A 16,935-nucleotide genomic window follows, 5' to 3' on the forward strand; every position below is an offset into this window, starting at 1 on the left:
GGAGTAGGTACGATGTCATTTCCTGACGATTCTGATTTGATATCAAATCAGCGGCGAGAGCCAAAACGTGTTGCTCTCCTTGATATTGATTCTCAGAATGATGAAAAACAGTATGGGGATGATGTTGATGATGCGTCATTAGTACGCTCTGGAAGAATAGTTTGGATGTTTTTTCTTTTACTTGCCGCATTAGGTACCTGGTCATATCTTGCCAAGGTTGATGAAGTCTCCTCTGGTAGTGGTAAGGTAGTTCCCACCTCGCGTTCTCAGGTTATTCAGTCTCTGGAAGGCGGAATACTTGCAGAGCTAAAAGTTTCTGAGGGCGATATCGTAGAGCAAGGCGAAGTATTGGCCCAGCTAGATCCTACAAAGTTACGTTCAAATGTAGAAGAAATATCGGCTCGTTATAGGGCTGCATTGGCTAGTGTTGCACGCCTGAGTGCAGAGGTGAATAAGACACATTTAAAATTTCCAGAAGAGCTTGCCCAGCATGGTGAGTTAATTGCAAAAGAGAAAAAATTATTCGACACGCGGCAAAGTGGATTGGCTGAATCTTTGAAGGGGTCAAAAGAAACCTTAAAACTGGTCAACAAAGAGTTGTCAATAACGAGTTCATTAGTTGATTCTGGTGCCGCCAGCAGCGTTGATCTTTTACGTTTGCAGAGACAAAAATCAGAACTGGAAACAAAGATCCATGAAATTCAGTCTATGTATATGGTGAAAGCTCGCGAGGAGTTAGCTAACTTTAGTGCTGAAGTTGAGGCGCTCTCTTCCGTAATGGAGGGCCGATCCGATTCACTAACTAGGCTTACCCATAAATCTCCAGTAAGGGGAATCGTTAAAGCAATTGAAGTGACCACAATTGGTGGTGTTATACCTCCGAACGGTAAGATTATGGAGATAGTACCACTTGATGACCAGCTTCTAATTGAAGCTAAAATTTCTCCAAGGGATGTCGCATTTATTCGACCGGGTCAGGCAGCAAAAGTAAAAATAACTGCTTATGATTATGCCATCTATGGAGGTTTGGATGGTGAAGTGACAACTATATCTCCTGATACAATTCAGGATGAACTTGTACCGGGGGAGTATTACTACAAGGTCTTTATTCTTACCAAATCTGACTCTCTGGTTAATAAAATCGGCACTAAATTTTCAATCGTTCCAGGTATGATTGCAACAGTGGATATTAAAACTGGATCAAAAACTATTTTTGACTATTTGATGAAACCAATTAATAAGGCAAATGAAGCTCTTCGGGAGAGATAGTGGTATATTTCTAATGCTTAAAACAAGAATATTTGCTTCTGTGCTTTCTTTTTTTATTGGATTGTTCGGCTGTTCTTCCTTAGTGCAGGCTAATTCACGTCCGGTTACCCTCTCTGCTCAAATAACAATACAGAATACTTCAGGACAGGATGCTATAGGATATATTCAAAGATTGTCTATCCCTGTGGAGCATGGTTTGCAGCAGTCCTTAAAGGAGGTCAGGTATGATTACTCTGAGGGGCTTACTTATAGAAAGCATAAGAAGGGTGACTCCAAATACTTGGAATTTACGCTGGATATCCCTGCTGGTGCAACAGTTACCAGAAGAATTGATTTTGATTTAATACTATCGTCTTATAATTATGCTCAGATACCTCGGGGACGTGAGCCCTTTCCCGATAAAAGGTATCTACAGTCGTCGAAGTATATTGAATCTGACTCTTTGCCAATTAAGAAGTTATCTTTAGAGATACAGAATACTTTTATGGATGAAGAGGGCCGTTTGCGAGCAGCTTTCTTGATGCCGCAAGCAATGATTGAATATAAAATTCAACCAACAAAGGGAGCTTTGGCTGGGCTTGAATCGCGCGAGGGGGATTGTACTGAGTATGCTTCACTTTTTGTTGCGCTTGCACGATCAATGGGGTATCCGGCACGGACAACTTCTGAATTTCTATTTACAAAAAGAAAAATTTTTAAACAGCCTAACCATCATGCAGCTGAAGTTTATACTAACGGTCGCTGGATCCCAGTTGATCCTAATTTGGCGCAGGAAGGCCGTTTTGGCTATGGTTTTGGTAAGGGAAAAATCAGTAAAATTACCCTAACTAGAGATTTTACCTGGGTCTGGTCAAATTTATGGCCAAAGAGCTTTAAAGGCAATATAGACAAAACCAAGGTATCTATAGAATGGAGCATAAGGTAGTTTCTTGCGAGGGTGCCTCTTTATAGTCCTGAATGTTTTTTAAGCATGATGTCGAGACATTTCAAAATTATTTAGAGTCTCCTTAAAGCTTTAAAGGGGGCTGGCAGCCTTGGTATAAGTTCTGTTCTCACTCTATTTCAATTGCTTCCCCCATTTTCTGTAGCTTATCCAGCAAGGAGGGAATATTGCCAAAATCAGAATCTCTTCTGGACCCTTTTAAGAGAACAAGGTCAGAATTTTGTAAAAACTCAGCCAGGTAAGTAACCAGAGGTGGAGCTTCAGAGAAGTGAGGGCCGAGTATTTCAGCTGGCAGAACTGCCCGGAGATAATTCATTTCATCCCCATGGGTGACTACCCAGTTAACTTTACTGTCCAGAAGTGGACCAGCCAAGCTTTCATGTAGTTCCTTTGCTTTTTCACCCAGGTGGACGATGCGACCTAAAACGGCTATTTTACGTCCACCTTTATGGGGGGCCGCCTCAGCAAATACTGAGAATGCGTTGAGCATTGAGCTGACGGTTGCATTCCAGCTATCATCTATCAAGCTGATAGATTTATCGTGTATTTTGATATCAGCGCGTTGCAGGCGCCCCTCGTCTAGGCTAATTTCCTGAAGTCGCATCGCTGCTTCATCAAGGTCCCTGTCCAATGCATAAATTGCACAGATTGAAACGATAGCATTGTGTAACATCCCTATACTTGGGGCTGGTACCCGGAGCTCAAGTTCTCGTTTTGGAAACTTCAATTGTACCCAGCTACCACTTTCTTCATTTCGTACTCGAAGAACTTGTACCTCTGCATTTGAACTTTCGCCAAAGATAATGACTCTTTTCGCATGTTTTTTAGCTTTTTCCAGAATGTACTCAAAGCACTTGAGGTGTTCCCCAATAATTGCAATAGATGCCCCTGTTAAACCATCAAAAATACGCGATTTCCATTTTGCAGTATCTTCGACACTTTTTACCAAGTGACTAGTTTGAGATATACCAATTTCTGTAATTAAAGAGATAGTAGGTTTTACTTGTCTAGTTATCGGTCCTCGTTTTACCCAAAGTGCACTTTGTGCAACTTCAATAACTGCAACTTCATGATCTTGATTAAGGCTGGCCATCATGGAGGGAGCCCCTACGCGAGAATTATAGTTTCCAATGCTGGAAAGAATTTTTTCTCTTGGGCCTAACATTTGGGTAATCATTTTCAAAGTTGTGGATTTACCTGCGGTTCCGGTGATAGCTATTACTTCACCGTGAAATCGATCTCTTGCCGCAAGTCCAAGCTCAATGATTACCTTGAGAGGATCATCCACTAAGAGTAAAGGGAAACCATCCGGAAGGCCTGAAACTGGTTTTGCTACAATTGCTCCGGCAATTTTGTGGGCGAATGAGGGTAATTTTTTGTGATAGTCCCATAACTTTGTAGGCTGTTTAGAGCTGCGCTCGTGATATGTTCTATCTAATTTGGTATGAGCAACGAATAGTATTGGATCAAGTGATTCTTCGATAAAGCTGCTTCCTGAAATTACACTGCGTACGAACCATCCTTTTGGAGGTGGAGTAATCCACTTTCCCCCAGATAAGGCCTCAAGCTGCTCTGCATCCCAAGTTTGTCCAGGGTGATGCTGAAATACAATTGGAGGAAATTTGGTGTTGTATACGGGAATTTTTGGCCTTGTTGGCAGTGTTTTATTTGCTACGTTGAATTGCGTAATCATCCCCCCAACTAAAACTGGCTTAATCTGTGACTCATTTGAAATCAGCCCAACTAGAAGCTGTAGATGAATAGGCTCAATTTCACTTTTTGCCGGTGCGCGTAATCCATAGAGGTCACGATAGATAATTCCTGGTTGCCATTTTGTGGTGGGTACTTGCCAATCACATGGGTCATGATCCATGGATTTTCCCCAATAAGGCATCGTTGTTTTCTTTATTGGCATAGCGCGGAAATCGAGCCGATAGTCTTTCTCAACTTTTTGATCTGTAGTCCAAAATGATTCGACCCATAAAATTTGTCTTGATTTGATCTCTCTTGGATAGAATCTGACACCTAGTAGTTGTAGAGGGCCACATTGAATAGGTGGAATGCGGGCGTCGATAGGTACAGCTTCAACGTGCCAATTAGATTTTAGCGGGCGAGGTTCATTGATTGTCGTACGGTTATATTGAGTCTTGTATAAATGAGGTAGCTTGCGACTTTTTCGTGGGGGAGGTGATAGTAAAACAGACCCACTGAAATCCTCGTTAATAGCTAGCTTGGTATCTAAATCTGCACACATTTTGGCGAATCGTTCTGTAAGTTCTTTAGCCTTTTCACCGCTCAGTTGTTTACTAAATCCAAAGCCTACTCCTACCGGAGCGAAAGTTATTTTCTCGACACCCCTTTCACTAAGGTGCAATCGAAATATTCCACTGTCTGCAAGGTTTCGGCGAACGGCATCAAATAAGAGGTCTCCGGCATCGTGAATTATTGGCCTGTTTTGATAGACTTCAATACCCTGAAGGTTGTGCGCACTTGTGCCTAGGATGCCGTCAGCTCCAGCATCAACAATGGCATGGCCTATGGCTATTTCATCTTCGCTGGGGGCTGGTTCCCTGTTTTTCCCCCAGTGCACGGCTACCAGCACTACATTTGCTTTTTTTCTCGCTGCTGTAATTCTTGGTAATAATGTGTCATACCACAGACTTGGCATTGTGAGTGGTAGGTGGGCACAGCCGGCTATAGTAGGGCCGGCGGCAAAATGGGGTTGGGTTGCATCGATAGAGAAAATTGCCACGTTTAGTGAACCTGCGGGCCTATAAACTGGTGTGAGGGCCTCTTCTATATTGGCGCCAGACCCACAATGGCCTATACCAGTTGAATCAATCCAATGCCTTTGCTCGAGTAGAGCTTCAGGTCCGTAATCACCGCTGTGATTATTTGCAGTCGTTACTACATCTATACCCGCTTCTATCAGTACTGAAAGCATCTCTGGGCGGGCCCGGTAATAGTAAGGTGAAGCTTCCCCTTTTTCAGCACCTTGTTCACCTTCAGTACCTACGACACATTCCAGGTTTATAACACTGATATCTGCATTCTTTAGTGCTGAGATGGTTCCAAGTACCTTTTCAACACCGAATTGTGCTGTCCGATAATGCTGTCTCCGGGATAGATTGACATCGCCGCCCCAAGCTAACACCGGGAGTATATCTTGGGGTTGTAATGGCGGCTGATTTTCACTTTCAAGAGAATATTTCTCGTTTTTTTTAGTCATTTTTTGGGGTTTTAGTAGGAGTTTACGGTAAGCCACAAAGCCCGATAAGTAGTGTTCAACGTCATCGATACGCACTCTGAATGCGTGATGCCTAATAAAATAGCTGCCTACAATTTTGGCTGGATTTTGAAAGAACATCGCAAATTCTGGCCAAAAGTAGCCATTCAGGAGATACATGGCACGCTTATGTAGTGCACGATAGAAGTGTTCTAGATCGACTTGTTCGAGTAGATACTGGTATTCTGGGGACTCCTGTAGCCGACAGACCATTTTTTCAGCAGCCATCATTAGCTCAAGTAGAGTTGGAAATGTAGTAATCCTGTGTTCTACAAAGTCTAAGTGGCTGGAAAAGTTTCGAATACCGAATTGATAGTACTTTTCCTCAGGGCGGTATAGAGTCAGCTCATTTACGCAATAACTCAGCCAATGATCATGGGCTCTCCAATGGTTTGCCTGAATAAAGTATTCAAACGCTTTTTCTACTATGGTTAACCATCGAGAATCTTTACTAAACCCGTAAAGGCGCATTAGGCCAAATGCGGCTTCGCCGTCGTAATAGATGATGCGGTGCTTGTCTTTCACATCCAAGCAGGGATATTCAAGTACATGAAAGAACTGACCGGTTTCGGAGTCCTGCATGAACTCAATACCCGTTGCCAGTTGCTCCATTAGTTCCGCATATTTCTGGGTATCCTCTACTTCGGAGAATTTTACAAGTGCCAATAGGGAAACAGCATTGCCGCCAAGTTTGATTTCCGAGTTTTCCTCCACAAGAAAAGCAGCTTCATCACCAGAGGGGAGGACAGCTGTTTTTATTAGCTCTGTGGTTAGATGGGTTAATGAGCGCAATATGGCTTTTTCTAGTTCTTCTTCCCGCGTCACCTCCCATGCCTCAATCATGGCGTAGGTACTACTTGCATGACGGAGGTTGTTGTAGGCCTGGATCTTTTTATCAAAGCAGGCATGCCAGCCGTAGTGGAACCTTCCATTAGGTTTTACTTGTGTGCTCAGATAGCGGCTACCGCTTTCAATTAAATCGGTGACATTTTCAACGTCTAATTCATTGGTAATCCGGCGGCCAGCATTTAGACCTGGTCCATACAGATATACCGGTTCTTGATTCAGCTCGCAAAAAATACCCAGCGTTGACAGAATAACGGCCGTGTTATTTTCTGAAAAATCGATCTCTGTTTGAGGTCCAAAACGTTTTTTTGCATAAGCAAGAAAATTATTCTCATTGATAATGACGTGTTTGACCTGATTGCCGCCATAGAGCATGGCGTTGGCATTAAGTTCTTGCTCAAGAAATGCGATTTGACAATTTTCATCCAGGGCTAAGCCAAAACGGAAATAGGATCGCTTGGTTTCTGCAAGCACTTCTTCCAGGCCTGCGATGGTCATTATGCTTTTTCTAGTTACCCAGTCGACCCTCAACCAACAGGGCTTCATCTTGTTGGATTTGGTGGCTTTTTGAATGGATGTTGCAAGTTTCTGCCACACATCCTTAAAGCTATTTGCAGTCGCGTGCCGGACAATTGCACGTTGTTTAGCATCGCTAACTGAGAAGAAGATGGTGTATGGGGGGCGTAGCCTAGTCAAAGCCTGCTCAACTTGAGCACGCACTTGAACGAGCATGTTGGATAGGGACATGTCGCGACTTATCTCTCTATTAAAAAAGCGTGGCAGTATTTTTTCTGCTGGTCGGCTCGGGTGCTTTTCCTGAACGAGTATAGACGGAGGGGAAGATTCTGCTTTTAGTGGTTTGTACTGGGGTGATGGTGTGGCAAATATTTTTTGTTTTATCTGTCAATTTGGGTTTTCAAAACAAATCTCGTCGGATAGTATTGGGTAACCGTATTCAGAATGATTGTTGTGCAACTCACTCAGATTATTCTCTATTAACCTGTAATTAACAGTGTGGGTTAATACCAAGGTTTAGCCGTTGGGCAGGAGCATTTTCTGCCAAGAAGGAAACCCGGGATCTTATCATCTCGGGTTTTTTTGTCGGTAAATATAGGTTGTTTGTCTCAAATTCATCTTGCTTACTGAAACTCTTCTTTGTCTGCCTCTTAATTGTCTGAGATAGGCTGCTTGCCCTCCCCCCGAAAGATGGGCACCTTGGCCGAATAGTGAAAGAACCTTCCGGGTTTGTATTTGTACCAATGTCTTGCGGGCACTCGCCGAGTGGCCTTAGCGCCATTCTTTTATCTGGAACCAGTCAACTTAAACCATACAGGACAGGTGCCTCTATCGAATTGTTGGCAGTGAGTCTATTGGAGTAGTAACCATGAATGGGAAGTGGTGGAGAAGCTTGAGGAGCTTCCCTCCGTTAGTTTGGATTATTTTAATTGGCAGTTTTTTTAGCCGTGGAACTTATTTTATGGTCTGGCCTTTCCTGGCCATCCTTCTATTTGAAAAGTTTCACCTAGGCGCGGCTGAAATTGGTTTGATCCTGAGTGCATCTGCCGTTGGTGCTGCTGTGTTGGGCTTCTTTACCGGTGCGCTATCGGATCGCTATGGGCGTCGCAATATGCTATTGCTTGGCTGTATTGTGAGTATTTTTTCCTTTGCCTTGTTGGCTGTGACGCAAACCTTGGTAGGATTTATCTGTGCGATGACCCTGTGTGCTATTGGTCGCGCGGTGTGGGAACCGCCGGCGAGTGCGCTGATAGGCGATTTAATTGACGATCAAGCCAGCCGTGAATTGGCGCTGCAATTCCGCTACTTCCTGATTAATGTGGGGGCCGCGCTGGGGCCCATTGTGGGTGTCTGGGCCGGTTTGAGTGCGCAGCAATCCACTTTTGGACTCACTTCTCTCAGCTACCTACTCTTAGCCCTGGCCTTTGTTTGGGGTTTTGCCAGAACCGAGAGCGGACGTTTAGCGAGTAAGCAAAGGGATGCGGGCGTATCTCTGGGAAATACGCTCTCGGTATTGCGCCGTGATCAGGTATTTCTGGTGGTGATTATTGCGAATATTTTAACGCTGTTTATCTACGCGCATATGGATTCAAGCTTGGTGCAATACCTCACCCGCGCTGAAGTGCCTGGATTGGTAAAGCTGATATCCAGCATGATCTTTGTTAATGCGTCGACGATAGTATTACTGCAGTTTCCCATTATGAAGTTAATGGGGCCGCTGGCCATTAACACCCGTATTGTGATTGGGTTGGGTATTTTGTCGATCTCCCAGATTTGGTATGCCCTAAATCCGGTAGATTGGTTTTGGGGTTGGCTCGGAGCGACTTTTATTTTGAGTCTGGCTGAGGCAATTTTGTTTCCAACCATGAGCATTCAAATTGACCGGCTGGCACCATCCCATTTACGCGGTACCTATTTTGGTGCCTCTTCCTTTTATGCCATTGGCTGGTCGATGGCGCCATTAATTGGTGGAGTGATTATTCAATGGTGGAGTGGCCCGGCCTTATACGGCTTGTTAGTGGCGTTATGTGGAGTTGTGTTCGTGCTCTATCGCCTTACTGAGTATCTGTCTCGCCCTGAGTGGCCTGAGCCTGAGGGAACGGTAGTCGCGGATCGAGTCGCCAATGTGTCCTAGCACGGGATACAGAATTTAAGGGCAAAAAAATACCCCCGCCAACTCTGGTCGACGGGGGTATTTTATTTTGTGATCGCCGGGAGATTAGATCTTGGCAGCGAGACGTGAGCCCTGGTCGATAGCGCGCTTGGCATCGAGTTCTGCGGCTTCATCAGCGCCACCAATCAGGTGGGTGGTTACGCCGCGCTCTTGCAGAGCTTCGTATAGCTTGCGTGCAGGCTCCTGACCGGCGCAGACAATAATATTGTCGACTTCCAGTACCTTCTCCTCTTCACCAACGCGGATATGCAGGCCTTTATCGTCAATTTTGTCGTAAAGGGCACCGGCAATCATCTCTACCTTACGATGCTGTAGGCTGCCGCGATGAATCCAGCCGGTGGTTTTACCCAGGCCCGCGCCCACTTTGGTGGTTTTGCGTTGCAATAGGTATACCTGGCGCGGAGAGCTCACTGCTTCGCGAGGCTTCAGGCCGGAGCGATTCTCCAGGGCAATATCGACACCCCATTCGTTGAAGAACTCTTCCTTATCGCTGGCGACCACTTCATCTTCAGTGGAGTGGGGGCCATCGTGGGTCAGGTACTCCGCAACATCAAAGCCGATACCGCCGGCACCGATAATGGCAACCTTCTCGCCAACCGGCTTCTTGTGCTTCAGTACATCCAGGTAACCCAGGACTTTATCGCTCTCAATGCCGGGGATCGGTGGAGTGCGCGGCTCGATACCGGTAGCAATAATCACTTCATCAAAAGATTGCAGATCTTCCGCTGTGGCGATGGTATTAAGTTTTACTTCAACACCGGTGACTTCCAGGCGGCGCTTAAAGTAGCGCAGGGTTTCCTGGAATTCTGCCTTGCCGGGGATCTGCTTGGCGATATTGAACTGGCCACCAATCTTATCGCTGCCTTCGAACAGGGTTACTTCGTGTCCTCGCTCTGCGGCAACGGTAGATGCGGCCATGCCCGCAGGGCCGGCGCCGATTACAGCTACCTTTTTCACGTTGTCGGTAGGCAGGTAGTTCAATTCGGTTTCGTGACAAGCGCGGGGGTTTACTAGGCAGGAGGTCAGTTTCAGCTGGAAAGTGTGGTCCAGACACGCTTGGTTACAGCCAATGCAAGTGTTGATCTCGTCGGCGCGGCCTTCGGCGGCTTTGTTGACGAACTCAGAGTCTGCCAGGAAGGGGCGTGCCATGGAAATCATGTCAGCCTGGCCGGAGGACAGAACTTCTTCGGCGACTTCCGGCACATTGATACGGTTGCTGGCGACTACCGGGATAGACAGGTGCTTTTTCACCTTGGCGGTGATATCGGTAAATGCCGCGCGGGGAACACTGGTGGCAATAGTGGGAACGCGCGCTTCATGCCAGCCGATGCCGGTATTGATAATTGTGGCGCCAGCTTTTTCGATAGCTTGGCCCAGAGCCACTACTTCATCGAAGTCACTGCCATCTTCCACCAGGTCCAACATGGATAGGCGGTAAATAATAATAAAGTTCTCACCGACGGCTTCCCGTACGCGGCGCACAACTTCGATCGGCAGGCGGATACGGTTTTCGAAGGAGCCGCCCCATTCATCGGTACGCTTGTTGGTGCGTTTCACGATGAACTGGTTAATAAAGTAACCCTCGGAGCCCATGATCTCTACACCATCGTAGCCGGCTTCGCGAGCCAGGGTGGCGCAGCGTACATAGTCATCGATCTGGCCTTCGATTTCCTCGCTGGTCAATTCGCGCGGGGTGAAGGGGTTAATCGGCGCCTGGATGGGGGAGGGTGCAATCAGGTTTTCGTTGTAGGCGTAGCGGCCGGTGTGCAGGATCTGCATACAGATCTTGCCGCCCTCAGCGTGAACAGCATCGGTGACTTCGCGGTGCTGCTGGGCTTCTTCCGAAGTGGTCATCTTCGAAGCGCCCTGGAATACGCCACTCTCTTCGTTCGGGGCAATACCACCGGTTACAATCAGGCCAACGCCACCGCGGGCACGTTCGGCAAAAAAGGCCGCCAAACGGGTGAAGCCATTGGGGTGTTCTTCCAGGTTGGTGTGCATGGAGCCCATCAGCACCCGGTTTTTCAGGGTGGTGAAGCCCAGGTCCAGGGGGGCAAGCATATTAGGGTAGGCTTGGGACATGGCAAATTTCTCTTCTTGTAACCTTTAGGGTTCATTTATGTATATGCAAAAAAGTGCATATCGTTGCCCAGCAGGATAACAAGACGGCCCACTGTGAAACAGTGACTTAACCGGTCGAATTCAGTGATCAATTACGGGCCTTATCTAACCTTGATGCGTCCCATTCTCATCTATAAATAAAGTGTTTTTTAAGGGTTCCCTGTCTCGCCGTATACAGAGGCTCGTTTACTCCTCTACCAAGCTTACCAACTTGTTTCGCAGCCATTGATTGGCTGGGTCGTCGTGTTGATTTTTATGCCACAGCAGGTGCCAGTCCATTTGCGGTATTTGAAACGGAAGCTCAAACAATCGGGCTGAGTACTGTCGCGCCAGGCTGGCGGGGACTGTCAGTGCCAGGTCGGTTCTCAATACCACTAACGGTGCGACCCGGTAGTGCTGGACCCTCAATTTCACATTGCGACGGCGCCCTAACTTGTTCAGGGCAATATCTTCCAGGCCAGGACCACTGCGACGGCTGGAGACATGGATATGTTCCAGCTTGAGGTACTGTTCCAGGGTAAGGCTGGCGGAATCCGCCAAGGGGTGATCCTGGCGCAACATACACAGGTAGCGATCGTTCATCAGTCGCTGTTGTTTTATGTGTGGGGAAGTGGGTACGGGAACATCCAGGGCAAAGTCCAGGGTGTTGGCGGCCAATTCCTTGACCAGCTGCTCCCTTGGGACCTGGAAAGACTCGACAGTAATACCTGGGGCCTCCTGCTCCAGCACTTCCAGCAACCTGGGTAAAAGGAAAGTCTCCGCCATATCGTTCATGGAGAGCCGCAAGGTTTTTCTGGCTTCCTGTGGCACAAAATGACGCTGCTCACTAAGGCTCGCCCCCAGTAGAGAAAGAGCTTCCTGGACCTTCGGCATAATACTTTCAGTCAGTGGCGTCGGTGCCATACCGGTGGGACTACGAGTGAATAGTGGGTCGTCTAACGTACGGCGAAGTCGCGCCAGGGCATTACTGACAGCCGGCTGGGTGATATGCAGTTGCTCAGCGGCACGAGTCAGGTTTCGGGTTGTGTATATCGCCTCCAGCACGGGAAAGAGGTTCATGTCGATTCGCTGTAATTGCATTGCTGCCACCATCATCACTCTCATGAATGATTCAATATTCGCATAATAAACTTTGATGATTCAAATGCTGGAGATAGGGTTGAGGAGATCAAAAGGGGAGGGAAATAGGTGGCTGAATTTATTCTGGTACGTCACGGACAGGCTTCATTTGGGGCTGATGACTATGACAATCTCTCCGATACCGGCTGGCAACAGTCGCGCTGGTTGGGTGAATACTGGCGGGATAAGGGTATTCGTTTCGACCGGCTGCTGTGCGGCAACCTAACTCGGCATCGGCAAACTTTGGACGGTATTTGCGAGGGGTTGGAACTCCCCAGTGAAAATACTCGCAGTGTACTCCCCCAGCTTAATGAATTTGATTTTCTAGCGGTTGCCAAGCACTACAGCGAGCTATACCCGGATCGGGCACCGGGAGTAGGTGCCAGTCGCGCCGATTTTTATCGATTCCTGAAGCAGGGGATGCTGGCTTGGGCCGCCGGTGACATCAGTCCACCGGAAACCTGGTCGCATTTTGAAGCCAGAATTGCAGATGCGCTTAAAAACATTTGCGATAGCCCCAAAGGCAGCCGAACCCTGGTTGTTAGTTCGGGCGGTGCCATTGCCATGATGTTGACGCAAATATTGGGCGGCTCAATTTCTACCGTCGCCAATCTCAATATGCAAATCCAAAACACAGCCGTTAGCCGTTTATTTTTTAGTGCAGAAAATATCAGTCTGCACAGTTTCAATCATGTGCCGCACCTGGATCGGGATGGGCGTCACGAACATATCACTTACAGTTGATTGGGCAGGTAGCGATGGAATTTGAATACTCAGACAAGGTAAAAGGACTGCTGGAACGCCTGCAAAATTTTATGCAGGAGTATATCTATCCCGCCGAAGCGATATTTATGCAGCAGTTGCAGGAGGATCGCTGGGGAGAGCCGGCGATTTTGGCAGAATTAAAGATTAAAGCCCGGGAAGCGGAACTCTGGAATCTGTTTTTACCGGATTCCCGTTACGGTGCCGGGCTCAATAACCTGGAGTATGCCCCCCTGGCTGAGGAAATGGGGAAAGTGCTTTTTGCATCGGAGGTATTTAACTGTAATGCCCCGGATACCGGCAATATGGAAGTTTTGGCTCAGTACGGTTCTGAGGCCCAGCGGGAACAATGGCTATCCCCGCTTCTGGATGGAAAAATTCGTTCTGCCTTTGCTATGACCGAACCCCGGGTTGCCTCTTCCGATGCCACTAATATCGAAACGTCGATTACCCGCGATGGCGATAGCTACGTTATTAACGGCCACAAGTTTTATATCAGTGGCCTGATGAATAAACGCTGTAAAGTGATGATCGTGATGGGTAAGACTGACCCGGAAAATCCCAATCGTCACCAGCAGCAATCGCAAATCCTGGTACCCACTGATACGCCTGGAGTCAAAATAGTTCGCCCGATGACGGTATTCGGTTATGACGATGCACCGGAAGGGCATGCGGAAGTGATTTTCGAAAATGTCCGGGTGCCTGCCAGCCATTTAATTCTTGGAGAGGGGCGTGGTTTTGAAATTGCCCAGGGACGCTTGGGGCCGGGCAGGATACACCACTGTATGCGGTTGATTGGCCAGGCTCAAAGAGCGCTGGAGATGATGTCGGCACGCGCGGAGCAGCGCATTGTTTTTGGCCGCCCGATGAGCAAGCAGGGATCGGTGCGGGAAGATATTGCCAAATCTGCCTGCGAAATTGAGCAGGCACGCCTGCTGACTCTGAAGGCCGCTGCGCAAATGGATCGGTTGGGCAATAAGGCGGCCAAAGATTTAATCGCGATGATAAAAATTGTCGCGCCACAGATGGCTTGTAAGGTAATAGATCGCGCCATACAGATTCACGGCGCCGCGGGATTGGGGCAGGATTACAGTCTCGCCCATCACTATGCCTATGCTCGGACCATCCGTCTGGCGGATGGTCCCGATCAAGTCCATATGATGCAGTTGGGCAGAAACCTGGCTGCTCACTATGCCGCCGCGGAAAATCATGGAGGACTCAGTGACTGAGACGGTAAACAATTTGCGCAGCTCTGTGGAAGAGCTGCCTGTTGAGCGACTGCAAGAATATTTGTCCGGCAAAGTCGACGGTTTCAATGGGCCTGTAACGGTCACCAAATTTCCCGGTGGCCAGTCTAACCCCACGTTCAAGTTGCAAACCCCGGCGCGATCTTATGTTTTGCGACGCCAGCCTCCAGGCAAGTTATTGAAATCTGCCCATGCCGTAGATCGGGAGTACCGGGTAATGTCGGCACTCGCCGATACTAATGTGCCGGTGCCCAGGGTATTGCACCTCTGTGAGGACCGGGACCTGATCGGTTCTATGTTTTATTTAATGGAATATTGTGAGGGCCGGATATTCTGGAATGCGGCACTGCCGGAAGTTGACGCCGAGCAGCGTAGTGCTATGTACGATGAAATGAATCGTGTACTGGCGGCCATGCACAGCTTGGATATTAATGCCGTCGGTCTTTCGGATTACGGCCGACCAGGTAATTACTTCCAGCGGCAGCTGGACCGCTGGAGCACTCAATATCGAGCCTCTGAGCTGGAGCCCATTGCCGCAATGGATGAGTTGATGGCCTGGTTGGGTGACGTTTTACCGGATGATGATGGGCGTATCGCATTGGTGCACGGTGATTACCGGCTCGATAATATGATTTTCCATCCTCAGGAGCCCAAGGTCATAGCGCTTTTGGATTGGGAACTTTCCACACTGGGACATCCCTATGCGGACCTCGCTTACCAGTGTATGCAAATGCGAATGCCCGCTGGCAAAGACAAAATGTCCGGCCTATTAGGCTTGGATATAAAGGCCTTGGGCATCCCCTCCGAAAAAGAGTATGTGGCCAAATACTGCCAGCGAATGGGTATTGATGGGATTGATAATTGGCCGTTTTATTTGGCATTTAGCTTCTTCCGCCTGGCAGCGATTGTTCAGGGGGTGGTAAAGCGTGCAAAAGACGGCAATGCCTCCAATAAAAATGCGGCGAAACTGGGAGCTCTGGTAGAACCCCTCGCACAAGCTGCATTGGATATCGCTGCTAACGGTTAACTTGTGAAATTATAAGGATAAGAAATGGCAAAGAATATTTTTGATCTCACGGGAAAAATTGCCCTGGTGACGGGTGCCAGTCGAGGTATTGGTGAGGCCATCGCAAAACTTTTGGCTGAGCAGGGTGCCCATGTTTTGGTTTCCAGCAGAAAAATTGAGGGGTGTCAGGCTGTAGCCGATGCAATTGTGGATGCCGGTGGCTGTGCCGATGCGATCCCCTGCCATATTGGCAACATGGATAATATCCAGCAGGTTATTGGCGATATTCGCGAGCGATTTGGTCGCTTGGATATTTTGGTCAACAATGCGGCAACCAACCCTTATTTTGGTCATATTCTGGATACTGATCTAGCGGCCTTCGAAAAGACGGTAGAGGTCAATATACGCGGTTATTTCTTTATGTCGGTAGAAGCCGGCAAATTGATGCGAGAGCAGGGTGGTGGCGTTATGGTAAATACCGCCTCAGTGAATGCATTGCAGCCGGGTGTTGGGCAGGGTATTTACTCAATTACCAAGGCGGCGGTGGTCAATATGACCAAAGCGTTTGCCAAGGAGTGTGCACAATTTAATATCCGGGTGAATGCTTTACTACCAGGGCTTACAAAAACCAAATTCGCCGGGGCATTGTTTTCCCACGAGGATATTTATAAAACTGCAGTTGGCCATATTCCCATGCACCGCCATGCGGAGCCGGAAGAGATGGCGGGTACAGTTTTGTACTTGGTCTCCGACGCTTCCAGTTATACGACTGGCGAATGTGTCGTTGTGGATGGTGGTTTGACCTCTTGTGGGGGGATTTAACCATGCATGATCCAATTCTCGATTTTAGCGATAAAGTCGCATTGATTACCGGTGCTGCCAGTGGATTTGGAAAATTATTGGCCGAGGAACTTGGTTCTCGGGGTGCTCGTTTGGTATTGGGAGATATCAATGAAGAGGCCTTGATGCAGTTGGCGGACAAGCTGGGAAGCCAAAATATCCCTGTGCGCGCCCAGCGCTGTGATGTTTCCCAAGAGTCTGATTGCGCTGCTCTGGCGCAACTGGCCCAATCAGAATTTGGACAGCTGGATATCGCTGTTAACAATGCCGGAATCGCGCCTCCGATGATGTCTCTCAAGCAGACAGATGAGGCCATGATGGACCTTCAGTACAACGTTAACCTAAAGGGTGTTTTCCTGGGGCTTAAACACCAGTTGCCCCTGTTGAAAGACACTGGAGGGGTTGTGCTCAATGTTTCCTCTATGGCGGGTCTGGGTGGTGCCCCCAAGATAGCCACTTACGCAGCGGCAAAACATGGTGTGATCGGCCTGACCAAAACGGCAGCGATGGAAAACGCCAAGTACGGTATCCGTGTAAACGCAATTTGCCCCTTCTATTGTCTGACCCCAATGGTTACCGATATTGCAACTGAAGATGCCAGCCCTGAACAAGTACAGGCGTTTCTCGCTGAGGGTTGCCCGATGAAACGCCTGGGCAAGCCGGAAGAAGTCGTTGCGGCCATGTTGATGCTGGTTTCCCCAAAAATGACTTACATTACCGGGCAGGCACTGGCAGTAGATGGCGGTCTCTCGGCCTATTGAGGTTGGGAGTCGCTGCGAAAGCGAATAGAGAATCGAAAAGGAGCCT

Annotated in this window: 11 protein-coding genes; 8 read left to right on the forward strand and 3 right to left on the reverse strand. The window is 48.0% G+C overall.

Annotated features, from left to right (window positions below; genetic code table 11):
• Nucleotides 1-12 precede the first annotated feature (12 nt).
• Together ACJJIW_RS12640 and ACJJIW_RS12645 are read left to right on the forward strand one after the other, a co-directional pair.
• Nucleotides 13-1,269 carry a beta-barrel domain-containing protein gene (locus tag ACJJIW_RS12640; protein WP_444935355.1) on the forward strand — a complete coding sequence of 419 codons (1,257 nt, stop codon included), beginning with the start codon at nt 13-15 and terminating at the stop codon, nt 1,267-1,269.
• A gap of 13 nt (nt 1,270-1,282) precedes the next feature.
• Entirely contained in the window at nt 1,283-2,194 is a 912-nt protein-coding gene (locus tag ACJJIW_RS12645) for a transglutaminase-like domain-containing protein (RefSeq protein WP_282931825.1), read from the forward strand.
• 127 nt (nt 2,195-2,321) lie between these two features.
• Here the strand turns inward: ACJJIW_RS12645 and ACJJIW_RS12650 are convergent, their stop codons facing one another.
• Nucleotides 2,322-7,091, reverse strand: a complete 4,770-nt coding sequence (locus ACJJIW_RS12650; RefSeq protein WP_444935356.1) for a CapA family protein — start codon at nt 7,089-7,091, stop codon at nt 2,322-2,324.
• 637 nt (nt 7,092-7,728) lie between these two features.
• On the opposite strand from ACJJIW_RS12650, the gene ACJJIW_RS12655 reads away from it, so the two are divergent.
• Nucleotides 7,729-8,994, forward strand: a complete 1,266-nt coding sequence (locus ACJJIW_RS12655) for an MFS transporter (RefSeq protein WP_444935357.1) — start codon at nt 7,729-7,731, stop codon at nt 8,992-8,994.
• An 84-nt stretch (nt 8,995-9,078) separates the two neighbouring features.
• On the opposite strand, the gene ACJJIW_RS12660 is transcribed toward ACJJIW_RS12655, so the two are convergent.
• Both ACJJIW_RS12660 and ACJJIW_RS12665 read right to left on the reverse strand, forming a co-directional pair.
• Nucleotides 9,079-11,115 carry an oxidoreductase gene (locus tag ACJJIW_RS12660; RefSeq protein WP_444935358.1) on the reverse strand — a complete coding sequence of 679 codons (2,037 nt, stop codon included), beginning with the start codon at nt 11,113-11,115 and terminating at the stop codon, nt 9,079-9,081.
• Between the two features lie 225 nt (nt 11,116-11,340).
• Entirely contained in the window at nt 11,341-12,234 is an 894-nt protein-coding gene (locus ACJJIW_RS12665; RefSeq protein WP_444915918.1) for a LysR family transcriptional regulator, read from the reverse strand.
• Between the two features lie 108 nt (nt 12,235-12,342).
• Between ACJJIW_RS12665 and ACJJIW_RS12670 the strand changes: the two genes are divergently transcribed.
• The 5 genes from ACJJIW_RS12670 to ACJJIW_RS12690 are packed head-to-tail and all read left to right on the forward strand — an operon-like array spanning nt 12,343 to nt 16,889.
• Nucleotides 12,343-13,017, forward strand: a complete 675-nt coding sequence (locus ACJJIW_RS12670) for a histidine phosphatase family protein (protein ID WP_444935359.1) — start codon at nt 12,343-12,345, stop codon at nt 13,015-13,017.
• A gap of 14 nt (nt 13,018-13,031) precedes the next feature.
• Nucleotides 13,032-14,264, forward strand: a complete 1,233-nt coding sequence (locus ACJJIW_RS12675; RefSeq protein WP_444935360.1) for an acyl-CoA dehydrogenase family protein — start codon at nt 13,032-13,034, stop codon at nt 14,262-14,264.
• On the forward strand, nt 14,257-15,309 hold the full coding sequence (locus tag ACJJIW_RS12680; RefSeq protein ID WP_444935361.1) for a phosphotransferase: 1,053 nt from the start codon (nt 14,257-14,259) through the stop codon (nt 15,307-15,309). The genes ACJJIW_RS12675 and ACJJIW_RS12680 overlap by 8 nt, the downstream gene beginning before the upstream one ends.
• A gap of 24 nt (nt 15,310-15,333) precedes the next feature.
• Nucleotides 15,334-16,110 (forward strand): SDR family oxidoreductase, encoded by a 777-nt coding sequence (locus ACJJIW_RS12685; protein ID WP_444935362.1) that lies wholly within the window; start codon nt 15,334-15,336, stop codon nt 16,108-16,110.
• 2 nt (nt 16,111-16,112) lie between these two features.
• Complete coding sequence (locus ACJJIW_RS12690; RefSeq protein WP_444935363.1) at nt 16,113-16,889, forward strand: SDR family NAD(P)-dependent oxidoreductase; 777 nt, start codon at nt 16,113-16,115, stop codon at nt 16,887-16,889.
• The last annotated feature ends 46 nt before the right edge of the window (nt 16,890-16,935 follow it).

This window comes from Microbulbifer maximicatervae (SeqCode), assembly GCF_052467815.1.